The 20,178-nt window shown below is 74.1% G+C and carries 18 protein-coding genes and 1 pseudogene; 10 read left to right on the top strand and 9 right to left on the bottom strand.

Annotation, left to right across the window (positions count from 1 at the left end):
• Positions 1 to 107 precede the first annotated feature (107 nt).
• Genes ACIODU_RS12710 through ACIODU_RS12700 form a run of 3 tightly spaced genes read left to right on the top strand, consistent with a single transcriptional unit; the run spans position 108 to position 3,294 of the window.
• Entirely contained in the window at positions 108 to 1,400 is a 1,293-nt protein-coding gene (locus ACIODU_RS12710; protein ID WP_401767354.1) for an extracellular solute-binding protein, read from the top strand.
• Complete coding sequence (locus tag ACIODU_RS12705; protein ID WP_401767048.1) at positions 1,397 to 2,452, top strand: carbohydrate ABC transporter permease; 1,056 nt, start codon at positions 1,397 to 1,399, stop codon at positions 2,450 to 2,452. The genes ACIODU_RS12710 and ACIODU_RS12705 overlap by 4 nt, the downstream gene beginning before the upstream one ends.
• A complete protein-coding gene (locus tag ACIODU_RS12700) occupies positions 2,449 to 3,294 on the top strand; it encodes a carbohydrate ABC transporter permease (RefSeq protein ID WP_401767047.1) in 846 nt (281 codons plus the stop codon). The genes ACIODU_RS12705 and ACIODU_RS12700 overlap by 4 nt, the downstream gene beginning before the upstream one ends.
• Before the next feature lie 274 nt (positions 3,295 to 3,568).
• On the opposite strand, the gene ACIODU_RS12695 is transcribed toward ACIODU_RS12700, so the two are convergent.
• Complete coding sequence (locus tag ACIODU_RS12695; RefSeq protein ID WP_356426199.1) at positions 3,569 to 4,984, bottom strand: HAMP domain-containing sensor histidine kinase; 1,416 nt, start codon at positions 4,982 to 4,984, stop codon at positions 3,569 to 3,571.
• A complete protein-coding gene (locus tag ACIODU_RS12690; RefSeq protein ID WP_327236518.1) occupies positions 4,981 to 5,685 on the bottom strand; it encodes a response regulator transcription factor in 705 nt (234 codons plus the stop codon). Before ACIODU_RS12690 ends, ACIODU_RS12695 begins: the two co-directional genes overlap by 4 nt.
• A gap of 78 nt (positions 5,686 to 5,763) precedes the next feature.
• On the opposite strand from ACIODU_RS12690, the gene ACIODU_RS12685 reads away from it, so the two are divergent.
• A complete protein-coding gene (locus ACIODU_RS12685; RefSeq protein ID WP_401767044.1) occupies positions 5,764 to 6,333 on the top strand; it encodes a hypothetical protein in 570 nt (189 codons plus the stop codon).
• 12 nt (positions 6,334 to 6,345) lie between these two features.
• Here the strand turns inward: ACIODU_RS12685 and ACIODU_RS12680 are convergent, their stop codons facing one another.
• From ACIODU_RS12680 to ACIODU_RS12655, 6 genes are all read right to left on the bottom strand, one after another.
• Positions 6,346 to 6,966, bottom strand: a complete 621-nt coding sequence (locus ACIODU_RS12680; RefSeq protein WP_356426193.1) for a TetR/AcrR family transcriptional regulator — start codon at positions 6,964 to 6,966, stop codon at positions 6,346 to 6,348.
• 69 nt (positions 6,967 to 7,035) lie between these two features.
• On the bottom strand, positions 7,036 to 8,295 hold the full coding sequence (locus ACIODU_RS12675) for an NAD(P)/FAD-dependent oxidoreductase (protein WP_401767042.1): 1,260 nt from the start codon (positions 8,293 to 8,295) through the stop codon (positions 7,036 to 7,038).
• The gene (locus ACIODU_RS12670) at positions 8,292 to 8,489 is read right to left on the bottom strand and encodes a ferredoxin (RefSeq protein WP_356426327.1); all 198 of its coding nucleotides are present in this window, start codon (positions 8,487 to 8,489) and stop codon (positions 8,292 to 8,294) included. Before ACIODU_RS12670 ends, ACIODU_RS12675 begins: the two co-directional genes overlap by 4 nt.
• A 70-nt stretch (positions 8,490 to 8,559) precedes the next feature.
• Positions 8,560 to 9,735, bottom strand: a complete 1,176-nt coding sequence (locus ACIODU_RS12665) for a cytochrome P450 (protein WP_401767040.1) — start codon at positions 9,733 to 9,735, stop codon at positions 8,560 to 8,562.
• A 287-nt stretch (positions 9,736 to 10,022) separates the two neighbouring features.
• Positions 10,023 to 10,886, bottom strand: coding sequence for a fused MFS/spermidine synthase (locus ACIODU_RS12660; protein ID WP_356426185.1), 864 nt, complete (start codon positions 10,884 to 10,886; stop codon positions 10,023 to 10,025).
• A 135-nt stretch (positions 10,887 to 11,021) separates the two neighbouring features.
• Complete coding sequence (locus ACIODU_RS12655; protein ID WP_356426325.1) at positions 11,022 to 11,366, bottom strand: hypothetical protein; 345 nt, start codon at positions 11,364 to 11,366, stop codon at positions 11,022 to 11,024.
• Positions 11,367 to 11,658: 292 nt separating this feature from the next.
• On the opposite strand from ACIODU_RS12655, the gene ACIODU_RS12650 reads away from it, so the two are divergent.
• The gene (locus tag ACIODU_RS12650; RefSeq protein ID WP_401767038.1) at positions 11,659 to 12,996 is read left to right on the top strand and encodes a tetratricopeptide repeat protein; all 1,338 of its coding nucleotides are present in this window, start codon (positions 11,659 to 11,661) and stop codon (positions 12,994 to 12,996) included.
• Between the two features lie 68 nt (positions 12,997 to 13,064).
• Here ACIODU_RS12650 and ACIODU_RS12645 read toward each other — a convergent pair whose 3' ends face one another.
• Complete coding sequence (locus tag ACIODU_RS12645; protein WP_356426180.1) at positions 13,065 to 13,661, bottom strand: histidine phosphatase family protein; 597 nt, start codon at positions 13,659 to 13,661, stop codon at positions 13,065 to 13,067.
• 217 nt (positions 13,662 to 13,878) lie between these two features.
• Between ACIODU_RS12645 and ACIODU_RS12640 the strand changes: the two genes are divergently transcribed.
• The 5 genes and pseudogenes from ACIODU_RS12640 to ACIODU_RS12620 all read left to right on the top strand — a co-directional run bounded on the left by ACIODU_RS12640 (position 13,879) and on the right by ACIODU_RS12620 (position 20,149).
• The gene (locus ACIODU_RS12640) at positions 13,879 to 14,910 is read left to right on the top strand and encodes a phosphatase PAP2 family protein (RefSeq protein WP_401767352.1); all 1,032 of its coding nucleotides are present in this window, start codon (positions 13,879 to 13,881) and stop codon (positions 14,908 to 14,910) included.
• A pseudogene (locus tag ACIODU_RS12635) lies at positions 14,810 to 15,961 on the top strand (hypothetical protein); the annotation flags it as partial. The gene ACIODU_RS12640 and the pseudogene ACIODU_RS12635, both read left to right, overlap by 101 nt.
• A 758-nt stretch (positions 15,962 to 16,719) precedes the next feature.
• Positions 16,720 to 18,348 carry a hypothetical protein gene (locus tag ACIODU_RS12630; RefSeq protein ID WP_401767037.1) on the top strand — a complete coding sequence of 543 codons (1,629 nt, stop codon included), beginning with the start codon at positions 16,720 to 16,722 and terminating at the stop codon, positions 18,346 to 18,348.
• Entirely contained in the window at positions 18,345 to 19,718 is a 1,374-nt protein-coding gene (locus tag ACIODU_RS12625) for an AAA family ATPase (RefSeq protein ID WP_401767035.1), read from the top strand. Before ACIODU_RS12630 ends, ACIODU_RS12625 begins: the two co-directional genes overlap by 4 nt.
• 83 nt (positions 19,719 to 19,801) lie before the next feature.
• A complete protein-coding gene (locus ACIODU_RS12620; protein ID WP_356426169.1) occupies positions 19,802 to 20,149 on the top strand; it encodes a hypothetical protein in 348 nt (115 codons plus the stop codon).
• Positions 20,150 to 20,178: the final 29 nt, after the last annotated feature.

Raw genomic sequence — 20,178 nt, 5'->3', positions numbered from 1 at the left:
CCTTGACCCGCCGGTGACCAGCCGCGACGCTGCGCGCAAGGTACGGGCTCCCCGTGCCCGTACCTCCGTCGTCGCGGGAGGATCGTGTGCGCCGGCTCGGCCAGGGCATCCGGATCAGCCGTACGTCCCGTCGCGCCGCCGTCCTCGGGATCGTCTGCGTGCTCGGGGCCGGCGCGGCGGCCGGGTGCGGAGGCGGGGCGGCCGACGGGCGGACCACCCTCACCGTCGGGGTCTTCGGGTCCTTCGGGTTCGAGGAAGCCGGGCTCTACGAGCGGTACATGACACTCCGTCCGGACATCGCCATCAAGCAGACGTCCATCCAGCGCAACGAGAACTACTACCCCCAGCTCCTCACCCACCTGGGCAGCGGCAGCGGACTCGCCGACATCCAGGCCGTCGAGGTCAGCAACATCGCCGAGGTCACCGCCACGCAGTCCGGCAAGCTGGTCGACCTCGGTACGGCGGCGGGCGTGGACCGGGGCGCCTTCCTGCCGTGGAAGTGGGCGCAGGCCACGGACCGCCGGGGCAGGACCCTCGGCCTCGGCACCGACATCGGGCCGCAGGCCATCTGCTACCGCAAGGACCTCTTCGCGAAGGCCGGCCTGCCCACCGACCGCGCGGCCGTGGGGCGGCTGTGGGCGGGCGACTGGGGGAAGTACCTGGCCACCGGGAAGCGGTACCGGGCGAAGGCGCCCCGGGGCACGGCCTTCGTGGACTCGGCGAGCGGTGTGATGGCCGCCGTGACCGCCGCCGACCCGCACCGCTTCTACGACCGGCGCGGCAAGGTCGTCTACCGGACCAGTACGACGGTACGGAACGCCTGGCGCACCGCCGCCCGGTTCGCGGCCTCCGGCCTGACCGCCAGGCTCCAGCAGTTCACGCCCGCCTGGGACCAGGGGTTCGCCAACGCGTCCTTCGCGACCGTCTCCTGCCCCGCCTGGATGCTCGGCTACATCCAGGACAAGTCCGGGGCGGCGGGCCGTGACCGGTGGGACGTGGCCGCCGCGCCCCGTCCCGGCAACTGGGGCGGCTCGTTCCTCGTGGTGCCCAGGACGGGCCGCCATACGGAGGAGGCCGCCGCGCTGGCCGCCTGGCTGACCGCCCCCGCCCAGCAGGCGAAGCTCTTCGCCGAGCGGGGCAGCTTCCCGAGCGCGCGGGCCGCGTACGCGCTGCCCGTGGTGGCCGGCGCCCGGCACCCGTACTTCGGGAACGCGCCCATCGGGCGGATCTTCTCCGAGGCCGCCCAGGGCGTCCCCGTACAGATCGTCGGACCGAAGGATCTGATCATCGCCCAGAACCTGTCCGACGTCGGGATGCTCCAGGTCGACCAGAAGGGCGCGTCCCCGGAGGACGGCTGGAACGCGGCGGTGAAGGCCATCGACAACGCGCTGGACCTGTGACGAGCGAGGCGCCGGTCGCCGGCGGCACGCCGGTCGCCGGGGAAGCACCCGCCGCCGGTGAGCTGCCGGCCGGTGGCGTGTCCGTCGCCGCTCCCCCGAGAACGGGTCACGCCGACCCCCGTGACGAGCGGCGGCGCGCCCGCCGCAGCCGTCGCCACCGCCGTGACCTGCGCTGGAGCCCGTACGTCTTCGTCGCCCCGTTCTTCGCCTTCTTCGCCGTCTTCGGGCTCTTCCCCCTCCTCTACACCGGCTGGGCCGCGCTCCACCGCGTCGAACTCACCGCGCCCGACCACCGGGAGTGGGTGGGCCTGCGCAACTTCTCGCGGCTGCTGGACGACGACTTCTTCTGGAACGCGCTGGCCAACACCGTCACCATCGGGCTGCTCTCCACCGTCCCGCAGCTGCTGATCGCGCTCGGCCTCGCGCACCTGCTCCACCACCGCCTGCGCGGCTCGGCGTTCTTCCGGGTCGCCGTGCTCACGCCGTACGCCACCTCGGTCGCCGCCGCGACCCTCGTCTTCGTGCTGCTCTTCGGCCGCGACCACGGGCTGATCAACTGGGCACTGGGAGTGGCCGGTCTCGACGCGGTCGACTGGCAGAACGGCGACTGGACCTCCCGCATCGCGGTCTCGACGATCGTCGTCTGGCGGTGGACCGGCTACAACGCGCTGATCTATCTGGCGGCCATGCGGTCCGTCCCCGGCGACCTGTACGAGTCGGCGGCCCTGGACGGGGCGTCCCGGTGGCAGCAGTTCGTCCATGTGACCGTGCCGTCGCTGCGGCCGACCATCCTCTTCACCTGCGTGGTCTCCACGATCGGCGCCACCCAGCTGTTCGGGGAGCCGCTGCTCTTCAACGGCGGCGCCGGCGCGACGGGCGGGGCGAACCACCAGTACCAGACCCTCGGGCTGTACCTGTACGAGCAGGGCTGGGTGAACCTCCATCTCGGCCGGGCCTCGGCGATCGCCTGGGCGATGTTCCTGATCCTGTTGGTGCTCGGCGCGGTGAACTGGCTGGTCGCCCGGCGGATCACGGGAGGAGAGAAGCGATGAACCGTACGACCGGGGGAACGGGGCAGCCGGCCGGCGGCCGGGTCGCGCACGCCGTGCTGATCCTCTTCGCCGCCGGGTCGCTCTTCCCCCTCGTCTGGACGGCGGTCGCGGCCTCCCGTACCAGCGGCCGGCTGGCGCAGACCCCGCCGCCGTTCTGGTTCGGCGGCCATCTCCTGAAGAACCTGGAGATCGCCTGGACCGACGCCAACCTCGGTACGGCCCTGGTCAACACGACCGTCGTGGCGGGCAGCGTCGCGGCGGGGACGGTGTTCTTCTCGACCCTCGCCGGGTTCGCCTTCGCCAAGCTGCGCTTCCGCTTCCGGAACGCGCTGCTGGCGCTGGTGATCGGCACGATGATGGTGCCGCCGCAGCTCAGCGTCGTCCCCCTGTATCTGCTGATCGCCGAGCTGTCCTGGACGGACCGGCTCCAGTCCGTCGTGCTGCCCGGTCTGGTCAGCGCCTTCGGGGTGTTCTTCATGCGGCAGTACCTGACGCGGGCGCTGCCCACCGAGCTGATCGAGGCGGCCCGGGTGGACGGGGCGGGCAGCTGGCGGGTGATGTGGCACGTCGTCTTCCCGGCGGCGCGGCCGGCGATGGCGGTGCTGGGGATGCTGACGTTCGTGATGGCCTGGAACGACTTCTTCTGGCCGATCATCGCGCTGACGCAGAGCGGCAACCCGACCGTGCAGGTGGCGCTCACCGGGCTCGGCCGGGGTTACATCCCCGACCAGTCGGTGATCATGGCGGGCGCGCTGCTCGGCACGCTGCCGCTGCTGCTGGCGTTCGTGGTCTTCGGCCGGCACATCGTGGGCGGGATCATGCAGGGCGCGGTCAAGGGCTGACCCCGCCGCGCGGGATGGCGGTACGAGGCGCGCCCCGGCCGGGTGGGGGGTTCGGGGATCCGGCCGGGACGCGCGGGGCGGCTGGTGGGGGCAGCCTTGGGGGGGTGGTCGAGGGGGGGACGGGGGTGGTCGAGCGGGGACGGCGCTTACGCACGCTAGCCGCTCCGAGGACGACAAAAGCCCTGTTCGGGGCGGTGCTTGAGGTTCTTAGGGCGCCCTTAAGGAAGGCATGGGGGCGGGTTAAGACCGACCGGTACGGGGGACTCCCCGACGTTCAGACGTCGGCGCCCCGGCGGCCCGGCGCGCCGCGCTTCCTCCCGCGCAGCCGGTGGCCGCGCGGCTCGCGGGCTGGCCGCCACCCCTCGCGCCCGATCCAGATCCGCACCTCCGTGCCGCCGAGCACGGACCGCCCGATCCGTACGTCCCCGCCGGTCGACTCCGCGACCCGGCGCACGATGTCCAGGCCGAGGCCCGTCGAGCCCTCCCGGCCGCCGCTGTTGCCCCGTACGAGCGCGGCCTTGGGGTCGGCGATGCCGGGGCCCGCGTCCGAGACGAGGACGATCACCGCGTCCTCGCCGTTGTGCACGTCCACGGAGAACGCGGTGCCCTCCGGGGTGTGCCGGAAGACGTTCCCGAGCAACGCGTCGAGCGCGGCGGTGAGTTCGGGGCGGGCGACCGGGATGCGGATCGGCGCGCCGACCCCCGCGAGCCGTACCTTCCGGCCCTCGTCCTCGGCCAGCGCCGACCAGAAGTCCATGCGCTCGCGGACGACCTCGGAGACGTCGCAGCCGACGGCGGGCGTGTTCGCGACCGGGTGGGAGGTGGATTCGCGGGCGGTACGGATGATGGTGTCGACCTCGCGCTCCAGCTGGGCGACCGCCGCTCTGGTCTGGTCGGCGGCGGGCCCCTCCCCCAGCGAGGCGGCGTTGAGGCGCAGCACGGTCAGCGGGGTGCGCAGCCGGTGGGAGAGGTCGGCCGCCAGTTCCCGCTCGTTGGCGAGGAGCTGGACGACCTGATCGGCCATGGAGTTGAACGCGACGGCGGCGGAGCGCAGTTCGGGCGGTCCCTCCTCGGGAACGCGGACACCGAGCTTGCCCTCCCCCAGGGCGTGGGCGGCGCCCGCGAGCCGCTGGGCGGGCTCGACCATGCGCAGGCCGAGGCGGTCGGCGACGGTCACCGAGCCGACGATCAGCGCGATGCCCACGCCGGCGAGGACGAGCCAGGCGGTGGTGACCCCGTTGGAGACCTCCGCCTCGGGGACGTACACCTCCACGATGGCGATCCAGTTGGAGCCGAGGCTGGATCCGAGGGCGGTGGGCTGGAGCAGCGCGAAGCCGCCGGGGACGTCGGTGATGGAGGCGCGGCCGAGCCGCCGTACGGTCGCCAGGTCCTTCTCGGCGGCCCGGCGGGTGCCCAGCTCCAGCGGGAGGCTGCCCGGTTCGCCGGAGGGCGGGACGTGGACGGCCATCTTGCCGTCGGCGCCAGCCTGGGTGGAGGCGATCGCGCGGTCGAGCTGGTCGCGGTCGGAGGTGATGGAGAGGGTGGGGCCTATGGCGGCGGCCTGGCGTTCGGCGTTGGTGAAGGCCCGGTCCCTGGCCATCTCCTTGATGACCATGCCCAGGGGTACGGCGAAGGCGATGACGACCATCACCGTGACGGCCAGGGAGACCTTGATCAGTGCCCACCTCATACGGGCCGCTCCGTGGCCGGGGGTTCGAGCTTCACGCCGACGCCCCGCAGGGTGTGCAGATAACGGGGCCGGGCGGCCGTCTCGCCCAGTTTGCGGCGGAGCCAGGACAGGTGGACGTCGATGGTCTGGTCGTCGCCGTACGACTGCTGCCAGACCTCGGCGAGCAGTTCCTTGCGGGGGACGACCACCCCGGGGCGCCCGGCGAGGAAGGTCAGCAGGTCGAACTCGCGCCGGGTGAGGTCGAGGCGGGTGCCGTCCAGTTCGGCCTGGCGGCGCAGCGGGTCGATGGCGAGGCCGCCGACGCGGATGACGCGGGGGGACGCGGCCTCGCCGGAGGTGGCGCGGGAGCGGCGCAGGACGGCCGCCATGCGGGCCGACAGGTGCTCGACGGAGAAGGGTTTGGTGAGGTAGTCGTCGGCCCCGTCGTTGAGGAGCCGGACGATCTCGGTCTCGTCGTCGCGGGCTGTGGCGATGATCACGGGTACGTCCGTGATGCCGCGCAGCATCTTGAGCGCCTCCGACCCGTCGAGATCGGGCAGGCCGAGGTCGAGAATGACCACGTCGAAGTGGAAATGGGCCACTTCGCGCAACGCCTCCAGGGCCGTCCCGACACTGCGTACGGTGTGGGAGGCCTCGGTCAAGTGCCTGATGAGGGCGGAGCGTACGAACTGGTCGTCCTCGACCACGAGCACACTGGGCATGGGCGGCACCGTACGCCATTCGGGGGATACCGGCAGGCGGTTCCCCGGCGCACCCCCGGTGGGGCACCATGGGCCCCGATGCGTATCGGACTCGTACATGCCATTGCGTGGTCGCTCGCGACCGGCGCCGCCGTGACGCTGTCGTGGTGGGGTGTCCACACGGTGATGGCGGGGACGGCGTACGACCCGCCGCGCGCGGTGCCGATCGGCAAGGACAGCGCGACGACGCAGGGGGCCCGGCCGGTCGTGTCCTCCACGCACCGCCCACCGAGCCCGGCGCCGTCCCCGGCGTCCCCCTCGGCGCCGGAGCCGGAGGAGTCCGTGAAGCCGTCCCCGACGCTCACGTTCACTCCCGTTCCCGTTCCGTCCCAGAGCTACGGCGGCCCGGCCTCGAAGCCCGCGCCCAAGCCGTCCTCGACTCCGTCGGGCAACGTGAAGAGCTACACGGTCGACGGGGGCCGGGTGGTCCTGGACATCGGTGAGGCCGCGGCGGAGCTGGTGTCGGCGACGCCGGACTCCGGGTGGCAGATGCAGGTGTGGACGCAGCCGACCTGGATCCGGGTGACGTTCACCCGGGACGGCCGGGAGGTGTCGGTCTTCTGCACCTGGCACGACCACCCGCCGCTGGTGGAGTTCGACGACCGCTGAGGGGGCCCGGGCTCAGGCGAGGACCAGGGAGACGAGTTCGTCGATGAACGAGCGGCGCTCCTCGGGCGTCTGGCCCCGCTGGATGCTGTGCAGCAGCGCCACCCGCCCGTACACGGCGACGAAGACCATGACCGCCGCCCGGTCGCTCGGCAGGCGCAGGGTGTGCCCGGCCGCCTCGCACCGGTCGAACGCGGCGGTGAGCGCCTCCACCACGTCGATGAGCACGGGCGGCGCGGCGGACCGGGGCTCGCCGGAACCGTTGCCGAGGACGAGCCGGTGGTGGCCGGGGTTGTCCGTCGCGAAATCGCAGTACGCGTACAACTGGGCGTGGACACGCCCGGCCACGTCCTCCGGGGGCACCCCTTCGTCGGCCGCGCGCATCAGCGACCGGAGCCGGGCGTGCTCGTGGTCCATCAGTCCCTGGACCAGTGCCGTCCGGTCGGTGAAGTGGTGGTAGATGGAGGCGGGGGCGATGCCGACGGCGCGGGCGACGCCGCGGATGGTGAGACCGTCCTCGCCGCCGAGCCCGGAGAGCAGACGGCCGGCCGCGTCCAGGATCTCGACGCGCAGACGTTCGCCCTCGCCCCAGCGGTTACGCGTCCGTTCCGGCTTGATGTCCACGTCGTCTGGCACGAGGCCATTCTTACCGCATGCGGCGGGCGCGGGGAGGGGACCGCCGGGGAGCGCGGCCCCCCTGCGGACTCACCCCACGGCGTGGGCCGTGGCCTCCTCCCAGGGCGCGCGTTCGGCGACGTACCGGCGCAGGGCGCGGGCCTCCCGGGGCATGTTCCAGCTCATCGCGCCGACCACCCGGCCGTCCGCGCCGCCGTACAACCCGGCGAACCGGCCCTCGGCGGGGTCCCCGGCGACGACGCGGAAGCCGGCTCCCCGGCCGTCAGCTTCCTGGCCATCGGCTTCCTGGCCCGTGCCCGTGCCTGTGCCCGTGCCCATGCCCGTGACGCCGTACGCCTGGATCTTCACGTCGTACTGATCGGTCCAGAAGTACGGCACCGGCGTGAACGGCCGCCCGGCGCCCAGCAGCGTCAGCGCGGCGGCGGTCCCCTGCTCGGTGGCGTTCATCCGGTGCTCGACCCGGAGGCGACCCAGGTCCCGGTGGTGCCAGGACGCCACGTCGCCGGCGGCCACCACGCCGGGAGCCGCCCGGCACAGCTCGTCGCACTCCACTCCGTCGCCGAGCGGGAGCCCGCTGCCGGTGAGCCAGCCGGTGGCCGGGGTGGACCCGATCGCCACCAGGACCAGGTCGGCCGGGACGCGTGAGCCGTCGTCCAGGAACACGCCCACCACCCGGCCGTCCTCCCCGGCCAGTCGCCGCACACCGGTGCGGGTGCGCACCCGCACCCCGTGCGCGGTGTGCAGGCGGGCCGCCAAGTCGCCGACCAGGGGCCCGAGCTGACGGACCATCGGGGTAGGCAGCGGATCCACGAGGGTGACGTCCGCGCCGAGTCCGACGGCGACCGCCGCGGCCTCGGACCCGAGGAAACCGGCGCCGACGACCACCACGGAGGCCGCCGTGAGGAGCCCTTCGCGCAGCGCGAGCGCGTCGTCGAGGGTGCGCAGGACGTGGACGCCCGCGAGTTCGTGCCCCTGCGGGAGGGAGCGCGGGGTGACGCCGGTGGCGATGACCAGCCCGTCGTACGGGAGCACCTCGCCGCCCGCGAGGGTGACGGTGCGCGCGGTGGCGTCGAGCCCGGTCGCGGGCCGGCCGAGCAGCCAGCGCGCGTCGAGAGCGGCGAGGTGGTCCGCGCGCCGGAGGGCCGTGCGGTCCGGGGTCCACCTCCCGCGCAGGATCTGCTTTGACAGCGGCGGGCGGTCGTACGGCGGGTGGGACTCGTCCCCCACCAGCGTGAGCCGCCCCGTCCAGCCCTCGCGCCGGAGCGCCTCTGCGGCGGTCAGGCCCGCCGCAGAGGCACCCACGACAACGATCTCGGACGGACCGCTCACGTCTCGGCCAGTCCGATGGCGAGCGCGGGGCAGACGCGTGCCGCCTCGCGGGTGTCGGCCTGCTGTTCGGCGGACGGGTTCGGCTCCAGCAGCACGGCGATGCCGTCCTCGTCACGCTGGTCGAACACCTCCGGGGCGGCCAGGACACACTGCCCGGAGCCGACACACTTGTCCTGATCGAGGACGACCTTCATCGCGCTGTTCCCTTCCGTTTCCGGGTCACCGGATCACCGGCCACCAGGTCGCCAGCCACGAAGTCACCGGTCACCACGTCACCGGCAGCTCGTGCACCCCGTAGACCAACATGTCGTGCTTGAACCTCAGCTCCCCGGCCGGCTTCGCGAGGGCCAGGGTGGGGACGCGGCGGTACAACGTGCCGTACACGACCTGGAGTTCGACCCGGGCCAAGGGCTGGCCGAGGCACTGGTGGACGCCGAAGCCGAACGCGACGTGATGCCGCGCGTCGCGGCCGAGGTCGACGGCGTCCGGATCCGGGAAGACCGCCTCGTCGCGGTTGGCGACGTCGGTGGCGGCGATGATGCCCTCGCCCGCGCGGATCAACTGCCCGCCGATCTCCAGGTCTTCGCGCGCGACCCGGCGCCGTCCGGAGTGGACGATGGTGAGGTGGCGCAGGAGTTCCTCGACGGCGTTCGCGACCGCCTTCGGGTCGTCGGCCGCGCGGAGCCGGGCCAGCTGCTCCGGGTTCTCCAGCAGCACGACCGTACCCAGAGCGATCATGTTGGCGGTCGTCTCGTGCCCGGCCACCAACAGCAACAGGCCCATGGCCGCGACCTGTTCACGGCTCATCCGGCCGGTGCCCAGCTGCTCGACGGCCAGCCGGCTGAGGACGTCCCGGGCGGGGTCGGCCTTCTTCCGGTCCACCAGGTCGGCGAGATAGCCGGTCATCTCCGTCACCGCCGCGACGGATTGCGCCGGCGTGACCTCGCGCGACACCATCGTTTTGCTGAGCCGGTGGAAGAGGTCACGGTCGGCGTACGGGACGCCGAGCAGCTCGCAGATGACCAGCGAGGGCACCGGCAGCGCGAACGCCTGCACGAGGTCGGCGGGTTTCGGCCCGGCGAGCAGGTCGTCGATCAGGCCGTCGACGATCTGCTGGATCCGCGGCCGCAGCGCCTCCATCTTCTTGATCATGAAGTCGGAGGTGAGCAGGCGGCGCTGGGCGGCGTGTTCGGGATCGTCCAGGGTGATGAAGGACTTGGTCCGTCCCTGCCGGGCGGCCGCGGCCTCGGTGGCGTGCGGGTAGCCCGGCCGGTCGGAGTCGGAGCTCACCCGGGGGTCGGCGAGCACGGCCCGTACGTCCTCGTAGCGGGTGATCAGCCACGGTGTGCTGCCGTCCCACAGCCTGACCCGGGAGACCGGCGCCTCACGCTGGATCCCGCGCAGCTCGGGCGGCGGGTCGAAGGGGCAGCCGCGCGCCATCGGGAAACCGGGTGGGGAGAGGGGCGCGGATGGGGGTGCGGATGGGGGTGCGGAGATGCGTGGGGGGGATGTGCTTTCCGTCACCATGGGCTCCTACGGAGAGTTACCAAACCATTGTTCGGGAAGTTGCTGAACAAACGTTAGGCAACGGCGTTCGCGCCGTCCAGAGCCGAGGGCTTCCCTGTGATCAAAACCGGCCACGGCGCGCGACGGAGCACGTCGGAGCCGCGTCGGAGCCAGGTCGGACCCGTGTCGGAGCCGTACCGCAGCCGTACCGGAGCCGAGAGTTACGAGAAGGCGCCCGCGGGCGGCGGCGGGGACGGCCTGGCGCTCGCGTCCGTGACGACGGCCGCTCCGCCGGTGAAGTCCCGCAGGGCGCGGCCGTGTTCGACCCGGCCGGGGTGTGGATCGCCCGCGATGCGGCGGGTCAGTTCCGTCACCGGCAACTCCCGGCCGGACGCCAGGAGTACGGCGTTGCCGAAGCGGCGGCCCCGCAGGACCGCCGGGTCCGCGGCCAGCGCGAGATGGCCGAACAGCGAGGCCGCGGTGGCGATCTGGCCGCGCAGGTGGGCGAGGGGAGGCCCGTCGGCGAGGTTGGCGGCGTAGCAGCCGTCCGGGGCGAGGACCCGCCGTACCTCCGTCAGGAATTCGGCGCTGGTGAGGTGCGCGGGGGTACGGGCTCCGCCGAACACGTCGGCGATCACCAGGTCCGCCCAGCCGTCCGGCACCTTCCCGAGACCGGCCCTGGCGTCCGCGGACCTGACCCTGATCCGGGCCTGGGGGTCCAGCGGAAGGTGCTCACGCACGAGTTGGACGAGGGCCGCGTCGATCTCCACGACCTGCTGCGTGGAGCGGGGCCGGGTGGCGGCGACGTACCGGGCGAGGGTGAACGCGCCGCCGCCGAGGTGCAGGACGCGCAGGGGCTGGTGGGCGGGGGCCACGAGGTCGGCGACATGGCCGAGCCGGCGCTGGTACGCGAAGGACAGGCGGGCGGGGTCGTCCAGATCCACGTGGGACTGCGGGGCGCCGTCGATCAGCAGCGACCAGGCGCGGGGGCGCTCCCGGTCCGGTACGAGTTCGGCGAGGCCGCCGTCGACCGGTGCGGTCACCGTCTCGGCCGTACCTCGTCCGCCTCGCCTGTTCCTGGCCATCCCCCCAGTATCGGGGTCGCCGCGGACATGCGGAGATCCGGCGGGGGTGCGGGCCCCTGCGCCGGGTGCGGGACGGGTGTCACCAGGTGGGGGACGCGCGTCCCGGTGCGGTCGGACGGGTGTCCCGGTGCCGTACTACCGGCAGCGGTCCGCCGCCTCGATCAGTCTCGCCGCCTCCCCGAGCGCCGCGCGCAGCACCGCCGGGTCCGTGACGGGGTCGGAGGCCTCCGGCGGCAGCAGCCAGCCGGTGCCGGTGACCGGCGGCTCCTCGGCGGGGGTCCGCGGACCGCGCCCGCCCGTCCGCGTACACGCACTGCCGGGGACGTCCCACTCCTCCGCCGTACCGGGCGGCACGAGGAAGCCGAGGGTGTGACAGGAGCCGTCGTGCAGGACGGGCCCCACCGAGGGGGTGGCCCCGCGCCGGAGGATGTCCACCGCCTCGAGACCCTGCCGGGCCGGGACCGTCACCAGGTCCAGCACCTCGCCGCCGTCGTGCTCGGGCGCGTATCGGTCTCCATACCGACCTCCACCTCCACCTAACAAGGGAACCCTCCTCGTCGAGCGGAGACGCGTCGGGCGTCTCCACAGTCTCCATAGGGTTCAACGCCTGCCGGCGTCAACAGCTACGGAGGCACACCGCCGCAAAGGATGGCAGTTCATGGCAGATCGCGGGCGAGATATCCGGTTTGTTGGCAAACACCGCATGTGCACCCCGTCCCAGGAGGTACGTTCTTGCCCGCCGGACCACCGGAGCACAGGAGAGGGCTCGGCCATGGCGTTGTCTCGGGCAGTTCCCAACCTCCCCTTCCGCCGGCGGCGCGGACAGCGCTCGCCGGGGGAGTTCGCGGCGGCCGTGCGCAGGGCCGCCCGGGAGATCGGTGAACACGTGGCGTGCGACGCACGTTATATCGGCCGGGTGGAAGCGGGTGAGATCCGCTGCCCCAACTACGCGTACGAACGGGTCTTCCTGCACATGTTCCCCGGGCTGACCCTGACCGACCTGGGCTTCACGGCCCGCGAGCACGTTCGCGGCCGCGCGGCGCGGGTATCCGTGGAGCAGTCCGCCCACGACCCGGGACCCAGCGAGACCAGCGAGGAGAGCGACGTGCTGCGTCGGGCCTTCATGACCAGCGGTTCCGTCGGCATGGCCGCCGCGACCCTGGGCCTCGGCGGTACGGCCGCCGCGGCCGCGCCCTCGATCCCCGCCCCGCGCCGGATCGGTGACACCGAAGTGGCCGCCGTCGAGGCGGCGGTACGGCGCATCCGCCTGCTGGACGACCGGCACGGCGCCGACGGCCTCTACCGCCAGGCGGCGGTGCCGCTGCGCGGCGCGTACGCGCTGCTCGACGCGGGGACGGCGACCCGGCAGTCCACCACCGACCGGCTGCACTCCGGCGCGGGCGAGCTGTCGATCTCCGTGGGATGGCTCGCGCACGACTCGGGACGCCTCGACGACGCCCGCTCGCACTACGCGGAGGCGCTGGCGACCGCGCGGGTCGCGGGCGACCCGGCGCTGGAGGCGCACGCCTTCTGCAACACGTCGTTCCTGGCGCGGGATTCGGGCCGGTACCGGGAGGCGTTACGGGCCGCGCAGGCGGGCCGGGGCGCGGCCAAGCACCTGTCGTCCGCCCGGCTGCTGTCGCTGCTGGCCCTGCGGGAGGCGGGCGGCTGGGCGGGGCTCGGGGACCGTACGAACTGTGAACTGGCCCTGTCCGAGGCCCACACGCTCTTCGACCGCGGCCCCTCGGACGCGGACCCCGAGTGGATGTCCTTCTTCGGCGAACCTGAGCTGGAGGCCCTGGAGGCGCAGTGCCACGCGGCGTTGGGCGACTGGCCGCGGGCGGCCCGGCACGCGTACCGCGCCTCCGTACTCCAGAATCCGCACTTCACCCGCAATCTCGCGCTCTACCGGGCCGAGTTGGCCACGGACCTGGCGCGCGCGGGCCGGCCCGACGAGGCCGCGGCGGCGGGCCGGCAGGTGCTCGACCTGCTGGGCGAGGTCCAGTCGTCCCGGATCCAGGGGATGCTCGCGGCCACGGCCCGGCTGCTGCTGCCACGGCGGCGGTCGCCGGAGGTGGCGGCGTTCCTGGAGCGGCACGCGGCCGTGTAGCCCCCTGGGGCCGTACGGCGACCACCAGGGACCCGGCTCAGCCCACCAGATGCGCCGTGTGTCCCGGCTCAGCCCACCAGATGCGCCGTGTCGTTCCAGACCTCGATCGCCGGGTCGCCGTACGCCCAGTTCAGGACGGACACGGACGTCGGGTCCAGTCGTATGCGGGCCGCGAACGACACGTCCTCGCCCAGCCAGCGCGCGCCGATCGCCCGCAGGATGTGGCCGTGGGCGAAGACCAGGACGTCACGGTCGGCCGAGCGCGCCCAGGCGACCACCTCGTCGGCGCGGGCGGCGACCTGCGCCAGGCTCTCGCCCTCCGGGACACCGTCGCGCCAGATGAACCAGCCGGGCCGCGCGGCCTTGATCTCGGCCGGGGTCAGCCCTTCGTACGCGCCGTAGTCGAACTCCATCAGCGCGTCCCACTCCGTGGCGCGCTCCCCGAACCCGGCCAGGTCGCACGTCTCGCTCGCGCGGACCAGCGGGCTGGTACGGACCTCGGCGCCGGCCAGCCCGGACCACGGCGCGCGGTGCAGGCGCTCGCCCAGCAGCGCGGCCCCGCGCCTGCCCTCGTCGAGGAGCGGAATGTCCGTCCTGCCGGTGTGGCGGCCGGAAAGTGACCAGGCCGTCTGGCCGTGCCGGGCCAGCAGGACGCGCGGTGCCATCGGGGCTCTCCCTGGAGTTCACAACGGGTGCCGCCCCATCATCGCGTACCTGAACATTGGGCAACCCCCAGGGGGATATCGGCGTCCTCTTTCGGGGAGAAGGTGATGTTGTCGAACGTTGATCCGGGGGGACACCCGGCCGAAACGTCCGACCGGCCGCACCGTACGGTTGAACGTCGGCCGAAAACCGTATGACAACACGATGGAGATTGTCCGGATGCCGTACAGCGCCAGCGCGGAGACCAGGCCGCACCCCCGGCCTCGGCTCCGGCTCCGGCCGCGCTGGTGGGCCGAGCTGGTGCTGATCGTCGCCGTCTACGCCGCGTACTCGGCGGGACGGCTGATGGCGCGCGGGGACGTGTCCACGGCGGTCGGCCACGGACTGGCGATCCTGCGGATCGAGAAGGCGCTGCGCCTCAACGCCGAACACCCGCTCAACCGGCTCTTCACCAGCACTCCCGCCCTGGGCATACCCGCCGACTTCGCCTATGCCTCGCTGCACTACCTGGTCACTCCGGTGGTGCTGATCTGGATCTTCCGCAGCCGCCCCGCCCGCTACCGGGCCGCCCGTACGTGGCTGATGCTGTCCACCCTCCTGGGACTCATAGGCTTCACGCTTCTGCCGACCTGCCCGCCCCGCCTCCTGGAGGCCGGGCACGGCTTCGTGGACACGATGGCGCAGTACAGCTCGTACGGCTGGTGGGGCGCGCAGGCGAGCGCGCCGCGCGGGCTCGGCGGGATGACCAACCAGTACGCGGCGATGCCGAGCCTGCACGTGGGGTGGGCCGTGTGGTGCGGGGTGCTGCTGTGGCGGCACGCGCGTTCGCCGTTCATGCGGTGGCTCGGGGTCGCCTATCCCGTGGTCATCACGATCGTCGTGATGGGCACGGCGAACCACTACTTCCTGGACGCGGTGGCGGGTGTGGTGGTGATGGCGGCGGGGGCGCTGCTGACCCGGCCCGCGCTGCGCCTGGCGGACCGCCTGTGGGCGGCGCTGCCGTTCGCGGCCGCCGGGGCTCCCGACGGAGTCCCGGCCGGAGGCCCGGCGGAGATGCCCGCCGGTCCGGCTGCCCCGTCGCGCCCGTCCCTCCCGTCCCTCCCGTCCGCCAAACCCCCGATTGTCAGCGGCGGATGCGACACTTCCGCGGGTGACCGATTCCCTGGGCAGCGGACCCGCACCAGCGCTCCCTCCAGCCCCTCCGTCCCCGCCGCCTCCGCCGCGGACGACGCTGCGGCAACGGCTCGCTGAGCTGCGCGGCCCGGCTGTCGCGCCGCATCCCCTGGACGCCCGTGCCCTGGCCGCCCTCGCGGCCAACCCCGGCTGCCGCCGCCGCGCGCTGCTGGACGGCGCCGGGGTCGACAAGGCGGCGCTCGCGACGGCGCTGGGCTCCCCCGCCCCGTTCGGCCAGTCCCAGTTCGCGTTCATGCGGGGGAACGCGTTCGAGGCCAAGGTCAAGGCCGACGGCGGTACGGAACTGATGCGCCTGGTCGCCGAGCGGCTGGGCGCCACGCCTCCCGCGCCCGGTGAGGTCCTCGTACCGGATCTGTCGGCGGCGGGCCCCGAGGGGCGTACGGCCAGGACTGCGCTCGCGCTGCGGGAGGCGACGGAGGCGGGCGGCTGGGTGCTGCTGGACCATCCGCTGCTGGCCCTGGAGGTGGCGGGCTCGCCCGCGTATCTGGAGCCGGACGCGGTGGTGGTACGGCCCGACGGGCGGTGGACGGTCGTCGAGATCAAGTCGTTCCCGATGATCGACGGCTCGGCGGACGCGGCGAAGGTGGGCGCGGCGGCGCGCCAGGCGGCGGTGTACGTGCTGGCGCTGGAACGGGTCGCCGTCCGTACGGAGGGCGCGGAGGTGGACCACCGGGTGCTGCTGGTCTGCCCGAAGGACTTCTCGAACCTGCCGACGGCGTCGGTGGTCGACGTACGGAAGCAGCTGTCGGTGACCCGGCGGCAGCTGACCCGGCTGACGCGGATCGAGGACATCGCGGACGCGCTCCCCGAGGGCACGACGTTCGACGTGGAGCAGTGCTCGGGCGCGGAGCTGACGGCGGCCGTGGAGTCGGTCACGGCGGCGTACGCGCCCGAGTGCCTGGCCGCCTGCGAGCTGGCGTTCCACTGCCGGGGCAGGGCGCGCACGGACGGCGCGGTGGAGGCGCTGGGGCGGGGCGTACGGGGGGAGCTGGGCGGCCTGACGACGGTGGGCGCGGTCCTGGCGGCGGCCCGCGGCGAGTCGGGCGACCCGGACGACCCGACGGTGGTGGCGCTGCGCAGGGCGGCGGGCCTGCGGGCGGAAGCACTGGCGGAGGCGACGACGCGCGCGGCCGCGCGGGAGGAGGCGGGCGGGGAATTGGCGGCGGTGGTGTCTTCGGGACCGATTTCGGGCCCGGCTCCCGCTCCGGCGGCTTCGGGCGCGGCGGCTTCCGGGGCGGCGGCTCCCGGGGCGGCGGCTGGCGGGCCGACGGCTCCCGCTCCGGCGGCTCCCGGGGCGGTAGCTTCCGGGGCGGTGGCTTCCGGGGCGGTGGCTCCCGCTCCGGCGGCTTCGGGGCCAGCGGCTTCCGGATCAACGGCTCCCGGGCTGGCAGCTCCCGGATCAGCGGCTCCCGGGCCGAAGGCTCCCCAGCTGGCGGCTCCCCGGCCGGGGGCTCCCGGTTCTGCGGCTCCCGGTTCTGCGGCCTCCAGGCCGACGGCTCCCGGGCCGACGGCTGCCGGTTCCGCCGCCTCCGGGCCAGCGGCTGCCGAGCTGGCGGCTCCCGGATCAGCGGCTCCCGGATCAGCGGCTTCCGGGGCGGCGGCTTCCGGTTCTGCGGCCTCGGGGCCGGCGACTCCCGGGCCAGCGGCTCCCGCTTCCGCAGCTTCCGGGCCGGGGGCTTCCGAGCCGGGGGCTCCCGCTTCTGCGGCCTCCAGGCCGACGGATCCAAGACCGCCAGCTCCCGGACCGACGGCTGCCGGTTCCGCGACCTCCGGGTCGACGGCTCCCGGACCGGCGGCTCCGGGGCCGGCGGCCTCCGGGCCGGCGGCCTCCGGCACGGCTCACGGCGGCCCGCGAGGGAGGGGCTGATGTCGCTCATCGGTACGCTCGCCCGGCTGGAGGCCATGGAGAGCGGGCGCGCGCGGCCCCTCGCCACCGTGCGGCACCGGCGGATCTCCGGGCAGCCGCTCGTGCTGGTGCCGCTGACCACGTCCGGCGAGGCCGGCGCCCCGCTCGGCGCGCTCGTCGGGACGGACCGGGACGCCCCCCGGCTGCTGACCGTCGCGCAGCCGCGCGACCGCGACCTGCGGTTCGCCTTCCTCGCCGAGCTGGCCGAATCCGTCCTGCCGTACGTGGACGCGTACGCGGACGTCGTGGAGGCCGCCGAGCGCAACGAGACCGACCCGGAGAGCGGCAAGCGCGTCAAGGTCGAGGTCGAGCTGTGCGCGGACGCGCCGCAGTTGATCGTGCCGAGCCGGCCGGGCATCGACTTCGTACGGCTGCTGGGGCGCTCGATGCGGTTCCGGCGTACGGCGGAGGACGACCCGGAGACGCCGTACCCCGCGCCCCCGCGCGTGCCGCTGCTCGGCCGCTGGCTGACGCACTACGGCGAGCGCGCGCGAGTCCCCGGGTCCTCGCTGCTGCTCGCGACGACCGACCTGCTCAACCGGCACTGGGCGACCGGGCAGTCCAACCTGGAGGACCAGCACCTGGGCGCGCTGCTCGCCTGGATCGACCCCCCGGACGGCTCCTCCGGCGAGGAGGCCGCGCTCCGCGCCGAGCTGGAGCGCGACCGGGACGGCCAGCTGGTGTGCCCGCCGGCCGGACCCGCCACGGACCCGGCGTTCGACAACCGGCTGCTCGCCCCGGCGATCGAGCGCTACGACAGCGCCCGGCAGGCGCTGGCCGCCGCCGAGGACGGGCCGGGCGCCGACGAACAGCTCGCCCGGCTCACCACGGCCGAGCGGGAGATCCGCCGGCTCCTCGCCGGGGTCATGCGCCCCACCTGGGACGCGGTGTGGCACGGCCTCGACCTGCTGGCGGAGCTGCCCGAGGGGGCCAGGGTCGCGGACCGCTGGACGCGCGACCGCTGGTCGTTCACCGGCCACCGCGACCGGGTGCGGGCCGGCGAGCCGCCGCAGCCGCGCCGCGACGACGCGGTGACGGCCGCCCAGAAGCTCGCCTCGCGGGAGACCGCGCAGGGGCAGCTGGAGGCGCAGGAGGCGCTGGACGACCCGCTGGTGCTCGCGGGGCGCCGGCTGGCCGGGGAGGCGTTCCTGGGCGAGGTGACGGAGGTGGAGATGGCGTACAGCGACAGCAAGCGCCCCTCGCCGCGCCCGCTGGTCACGGTCCTGACCGGCGACCAGCCGCATCTGGGCCACCGGACGAAGGTGTTCCGCTCGCTGGACGGCAAACCGCAGTCGGCGGAGTTCGTACGGGCCGACCCCGCCGCGCCGGACGACGGCCCCGGGGCGCTGGTGCTGCGGCTGCTGGACCGGATGGGGCGCGGCAAGGACCCCGCGCCCGGTTCCGTACCGGAGAAGGGCGACCTGATCGTCTGGACCCTCTTCGAGCACGACCAGCGCGGCGGCCCCAGGCTGCCGGACCCGGAGGAGACGCCGTGGACCCACGGCGGCCCGCCGGGCGGCGAGGCCACCCCTGACGCGCCGACGCCCGCCCCCGCCCCCGATCCGGTCACGGAGGACGACTTCCTATGAGCAGCAGCGGTACGGACGAGGCCGCGCACCCCCGTACGGCGGCCGCCTTCGACCCCGGCGCCGCCGCCGGCCGGGCCACCGACGCGATCCTGCGCGACACCCTGCACGGCGCCCACCGCGGCGTGGTGGTGGACTCCCCGCCGGGCGCCGGGAAGTCCACGCTGGTCGTGCGCGCCGCCCTCGAACTGGCCGCCGCCGGACGGCCGCTGATGGTGGTCGCCCAGACCAACGCCCAGGTGGACGACCTGGTCACCCGGCTCGCCGAGAAGGCACCGGACCTGCCGGTCGGGCGGCTGCACAGCAACGACCCCGACCCGTACGACAAGGCCCTGGACGAGCTGCCCAGCGTGCGCAAGTCCGCGAAGGCCGCCGATCTCGCGGGGCTCGACATCGTCATCTCGACGGCCGCGAAGTGGGCCCATGTGCAGGGCGTCGAGCCCTGGCGGCACGCCATCGTGGACGAGGCGTACCAGATGCGGTCGGACGCGCTGCTCGCCGTCGCCGGGCTCTTCGAGCGGGCGCTGTTCGTCGGCGACCCGGGCCAGCTGGACCCGTTCAGCGTGGTGGGCGCGGACCAGTGGGCGGGGCTGTCGTACGACCCGTCCGCCAGCGCCGTGTCCACACTCCTCGCGCACAATCCGGAGCTGCCCCAGCACCGGCTGCCCGTCTCGTGGCGGCTGCCCGCGTCGGCGGCGCCGCTGGTGTCGGACGCGTTCTACCCGTACACCCCGTTCCGCAGCGGTACGGGCCCCGGTGACCGGACCCTGGCCTTCGGCGTCCCGTCGGACGGCTCGGGGCCCGACCGGGTGCTGGACGAGGCGGCCGGGGCGGGCTGGGGGCTGCTGGAGCTGCCCGCGCGGCGCACGCCCCGTACCGACCCGGAGGCGGTGCGCGCCGTAGCCTTGGTGGTACGGCGGCTGCTGGACCGGGGCGGCGTGGCGACCAGCGAGCGCTCCCCCGACCCGGTGCCGGTCACGGCCGACCGGATCGCGGTCGGTACGGCCCACCGCGACCAGGCGGCGGCGGTCCGCGCGGCCCTCGCCGAGCTGGGGGTGGCGGGCGTCGCGGTCGACACGGCGAACCGCCTCCAGGGCCGGGAGTTCGACGTCACGGTGATCCTCCACCCCCTCTCTGGCCGCCCGGACGCGACGGCGTTCCACCTGGAGACCGGCAGGCTGTGCGTCCTGGCCTCCCGCCACCGCCACGCGTGCGTGGTGGTCTGCCGGGCCGGCGTGGCGGAGCTGCTGGACGAACATCCCTCCACGGAACCGGTGCAGCTGGGAGTCACGGTGAAGTTCCCGGACGGCTGGGAGGCAAACCACGCGGTCCTGGCACGCCTCTCGGAACACCGGGTGAGCTGGCGTCCCTGAGGCGCGCCGGAGGCCCTCTTGCGGGGGGTTGGACAATGGACGGTGGCCCAGAGGCCGGCACAGGTACGAGCAGGAGGAATCACATGGCGGATCCCGAGCGGAGCCGGCGGCGGCTGCGGCCCGCGCCGCTGCTCTTCGAGCCCTCGGAGGCGGTCGCCGACCCCGAGCACTTCTTCGACCTCGAATCCATGGACGACCCGGCGGACCTGCTGAGCCGCGCCACCGAGCTGACCCTGGCCTTCCGCGCGGCGGCCGACCGGGCCGTCGAGTTCCAGGCGGTCGCGGCGGCGCAGCTCGCGGACCCGCGCCGGTTCGACCGGCTGACGGCCGCGGACATCGCGGTGCGGGCGCAGTGGACCGAGGACTACGCGAAGAAGATGGTCGAGTTCGGCCGGGATCTGCTGCGTGGTGAGGGCCTGGCGGAGAAGTAGCGCCGGACGGGGGGGCGGGCGCGGCCTTC

This window comes from Streptomyces sp. NPDC088261 (genome assembly GCF_044740805.1).
Taxonomy (GTDB): Bacteria; Actinomycetota; Actinomycetes; order Streptomycetales; family Streptomycetaceae; genus Streptomyces.
This window is presented reverse-complemented; position numbering and strand designations above follow the sequence as displayed.

What these genes read in the sequence shown, in the direction of transcription:
- ACIODU_RS12645 (WP_356426180.1), bottom strand. Translation starts at nt 13,661, where the DNA reads ATGGCACCGCGCGTCCTGCTGGCCCGGCACGGCCAGACGGCCTGGTCA.
- ACIODU_RS12700 (WP_401767047.1), top strand. Translation starts at nt 2,449, where the DNA reads ATGAACCGTACGACCGGGGGAACGGGGCAGCCGGCCGGCGGCCGGGTC.
- ACIODU_RS12625 (WP_401767035.1), top strand. Translation starts at nt 18,345, where the DNA reads ATGAGCAGCAGCGGTACGGACGAGGCCGCGCACCCCCGTACGGCGGCC.
- ACIODU_RS12630 (WP_401767037.1), top strand. Translation starts at nt 16,720, where the DNA reads ATGTCGCTCATCGGTACGCTCGCCCGGCTGGAGGCCATGGAGAGCGGG.
- ACIODU_RS12695 (WP_356426199.1), bottom strand. Translation starts at nt 4,984, where the DNA reads ATGAGGTGGGCACTGATCAAGGTCTCCCTGGCCGTCACGGTGATGGTC.
- ACIODU_RS12620 (WP_356426169.1), top strand. Translation starts at nt 19,802, where the DNA reads ATGGCGGATCCCGAGCGGAGCCGGCGGCGGCTGCGGCCCGCGCCGCTG.
- ACIODU_RS12685 (WP_401767044.1), top strand. Translation starts at nt 5,764, where the DNA reads ATGCGTATCGGACTCGTACATGCCATTGCGTGGTCGCTCGCGACCGGC.
- ACIODU_RS12650 (WP_401767038.1), top strand. Translation starts at nt 11,659, where the DNA reads ATGGCGTTGTCTCGGGCAGTTCCCAACCTCCCCTTCCGCCGGCGGCGC.
- ACIODU_RS12640 (WP_401767352.1), top strand. Translation starts at nt 13,879, where the DNA reads ATGCCGTACAGCGCCAGCGCGGAGACCAGGCCGCACCCCCGGCCTCGG.
- ACIODU_RS12690 (WP_327236518.1), bottom strand. Translation starts at nt 5,685, where the DNA reads ATGCCCAGTGTGCTCGTGGTCGAGGACGACCAGTTCGTACGCTCCGCC.
- ACIODU_RS12665 (WP_401767040.1), bottom strand. Translation starts at nt 9,735, where the DNA reads ATGGCGCGCGGCTGCCCCTTCGACCCGCCGCCCGAGCTGCGCGGGATC.
- ACIODU_RS12660 (WP_356426185.1), bottom strand. Translation starts at nt 10,886, where the DNA reads ATGGCCAGGAACAGGCGAGGCGGACGAGGTACGGCCGAGACGGTGACC.
- ACIODU_RS12670 (WP_356426327.1), bottom strand. Translation starts at nt 8,489, where the DNA reads ATGAAGGTCGTCCTCGATCAGGACAAGTGTGTCGGCTCCGGGCAGTGT.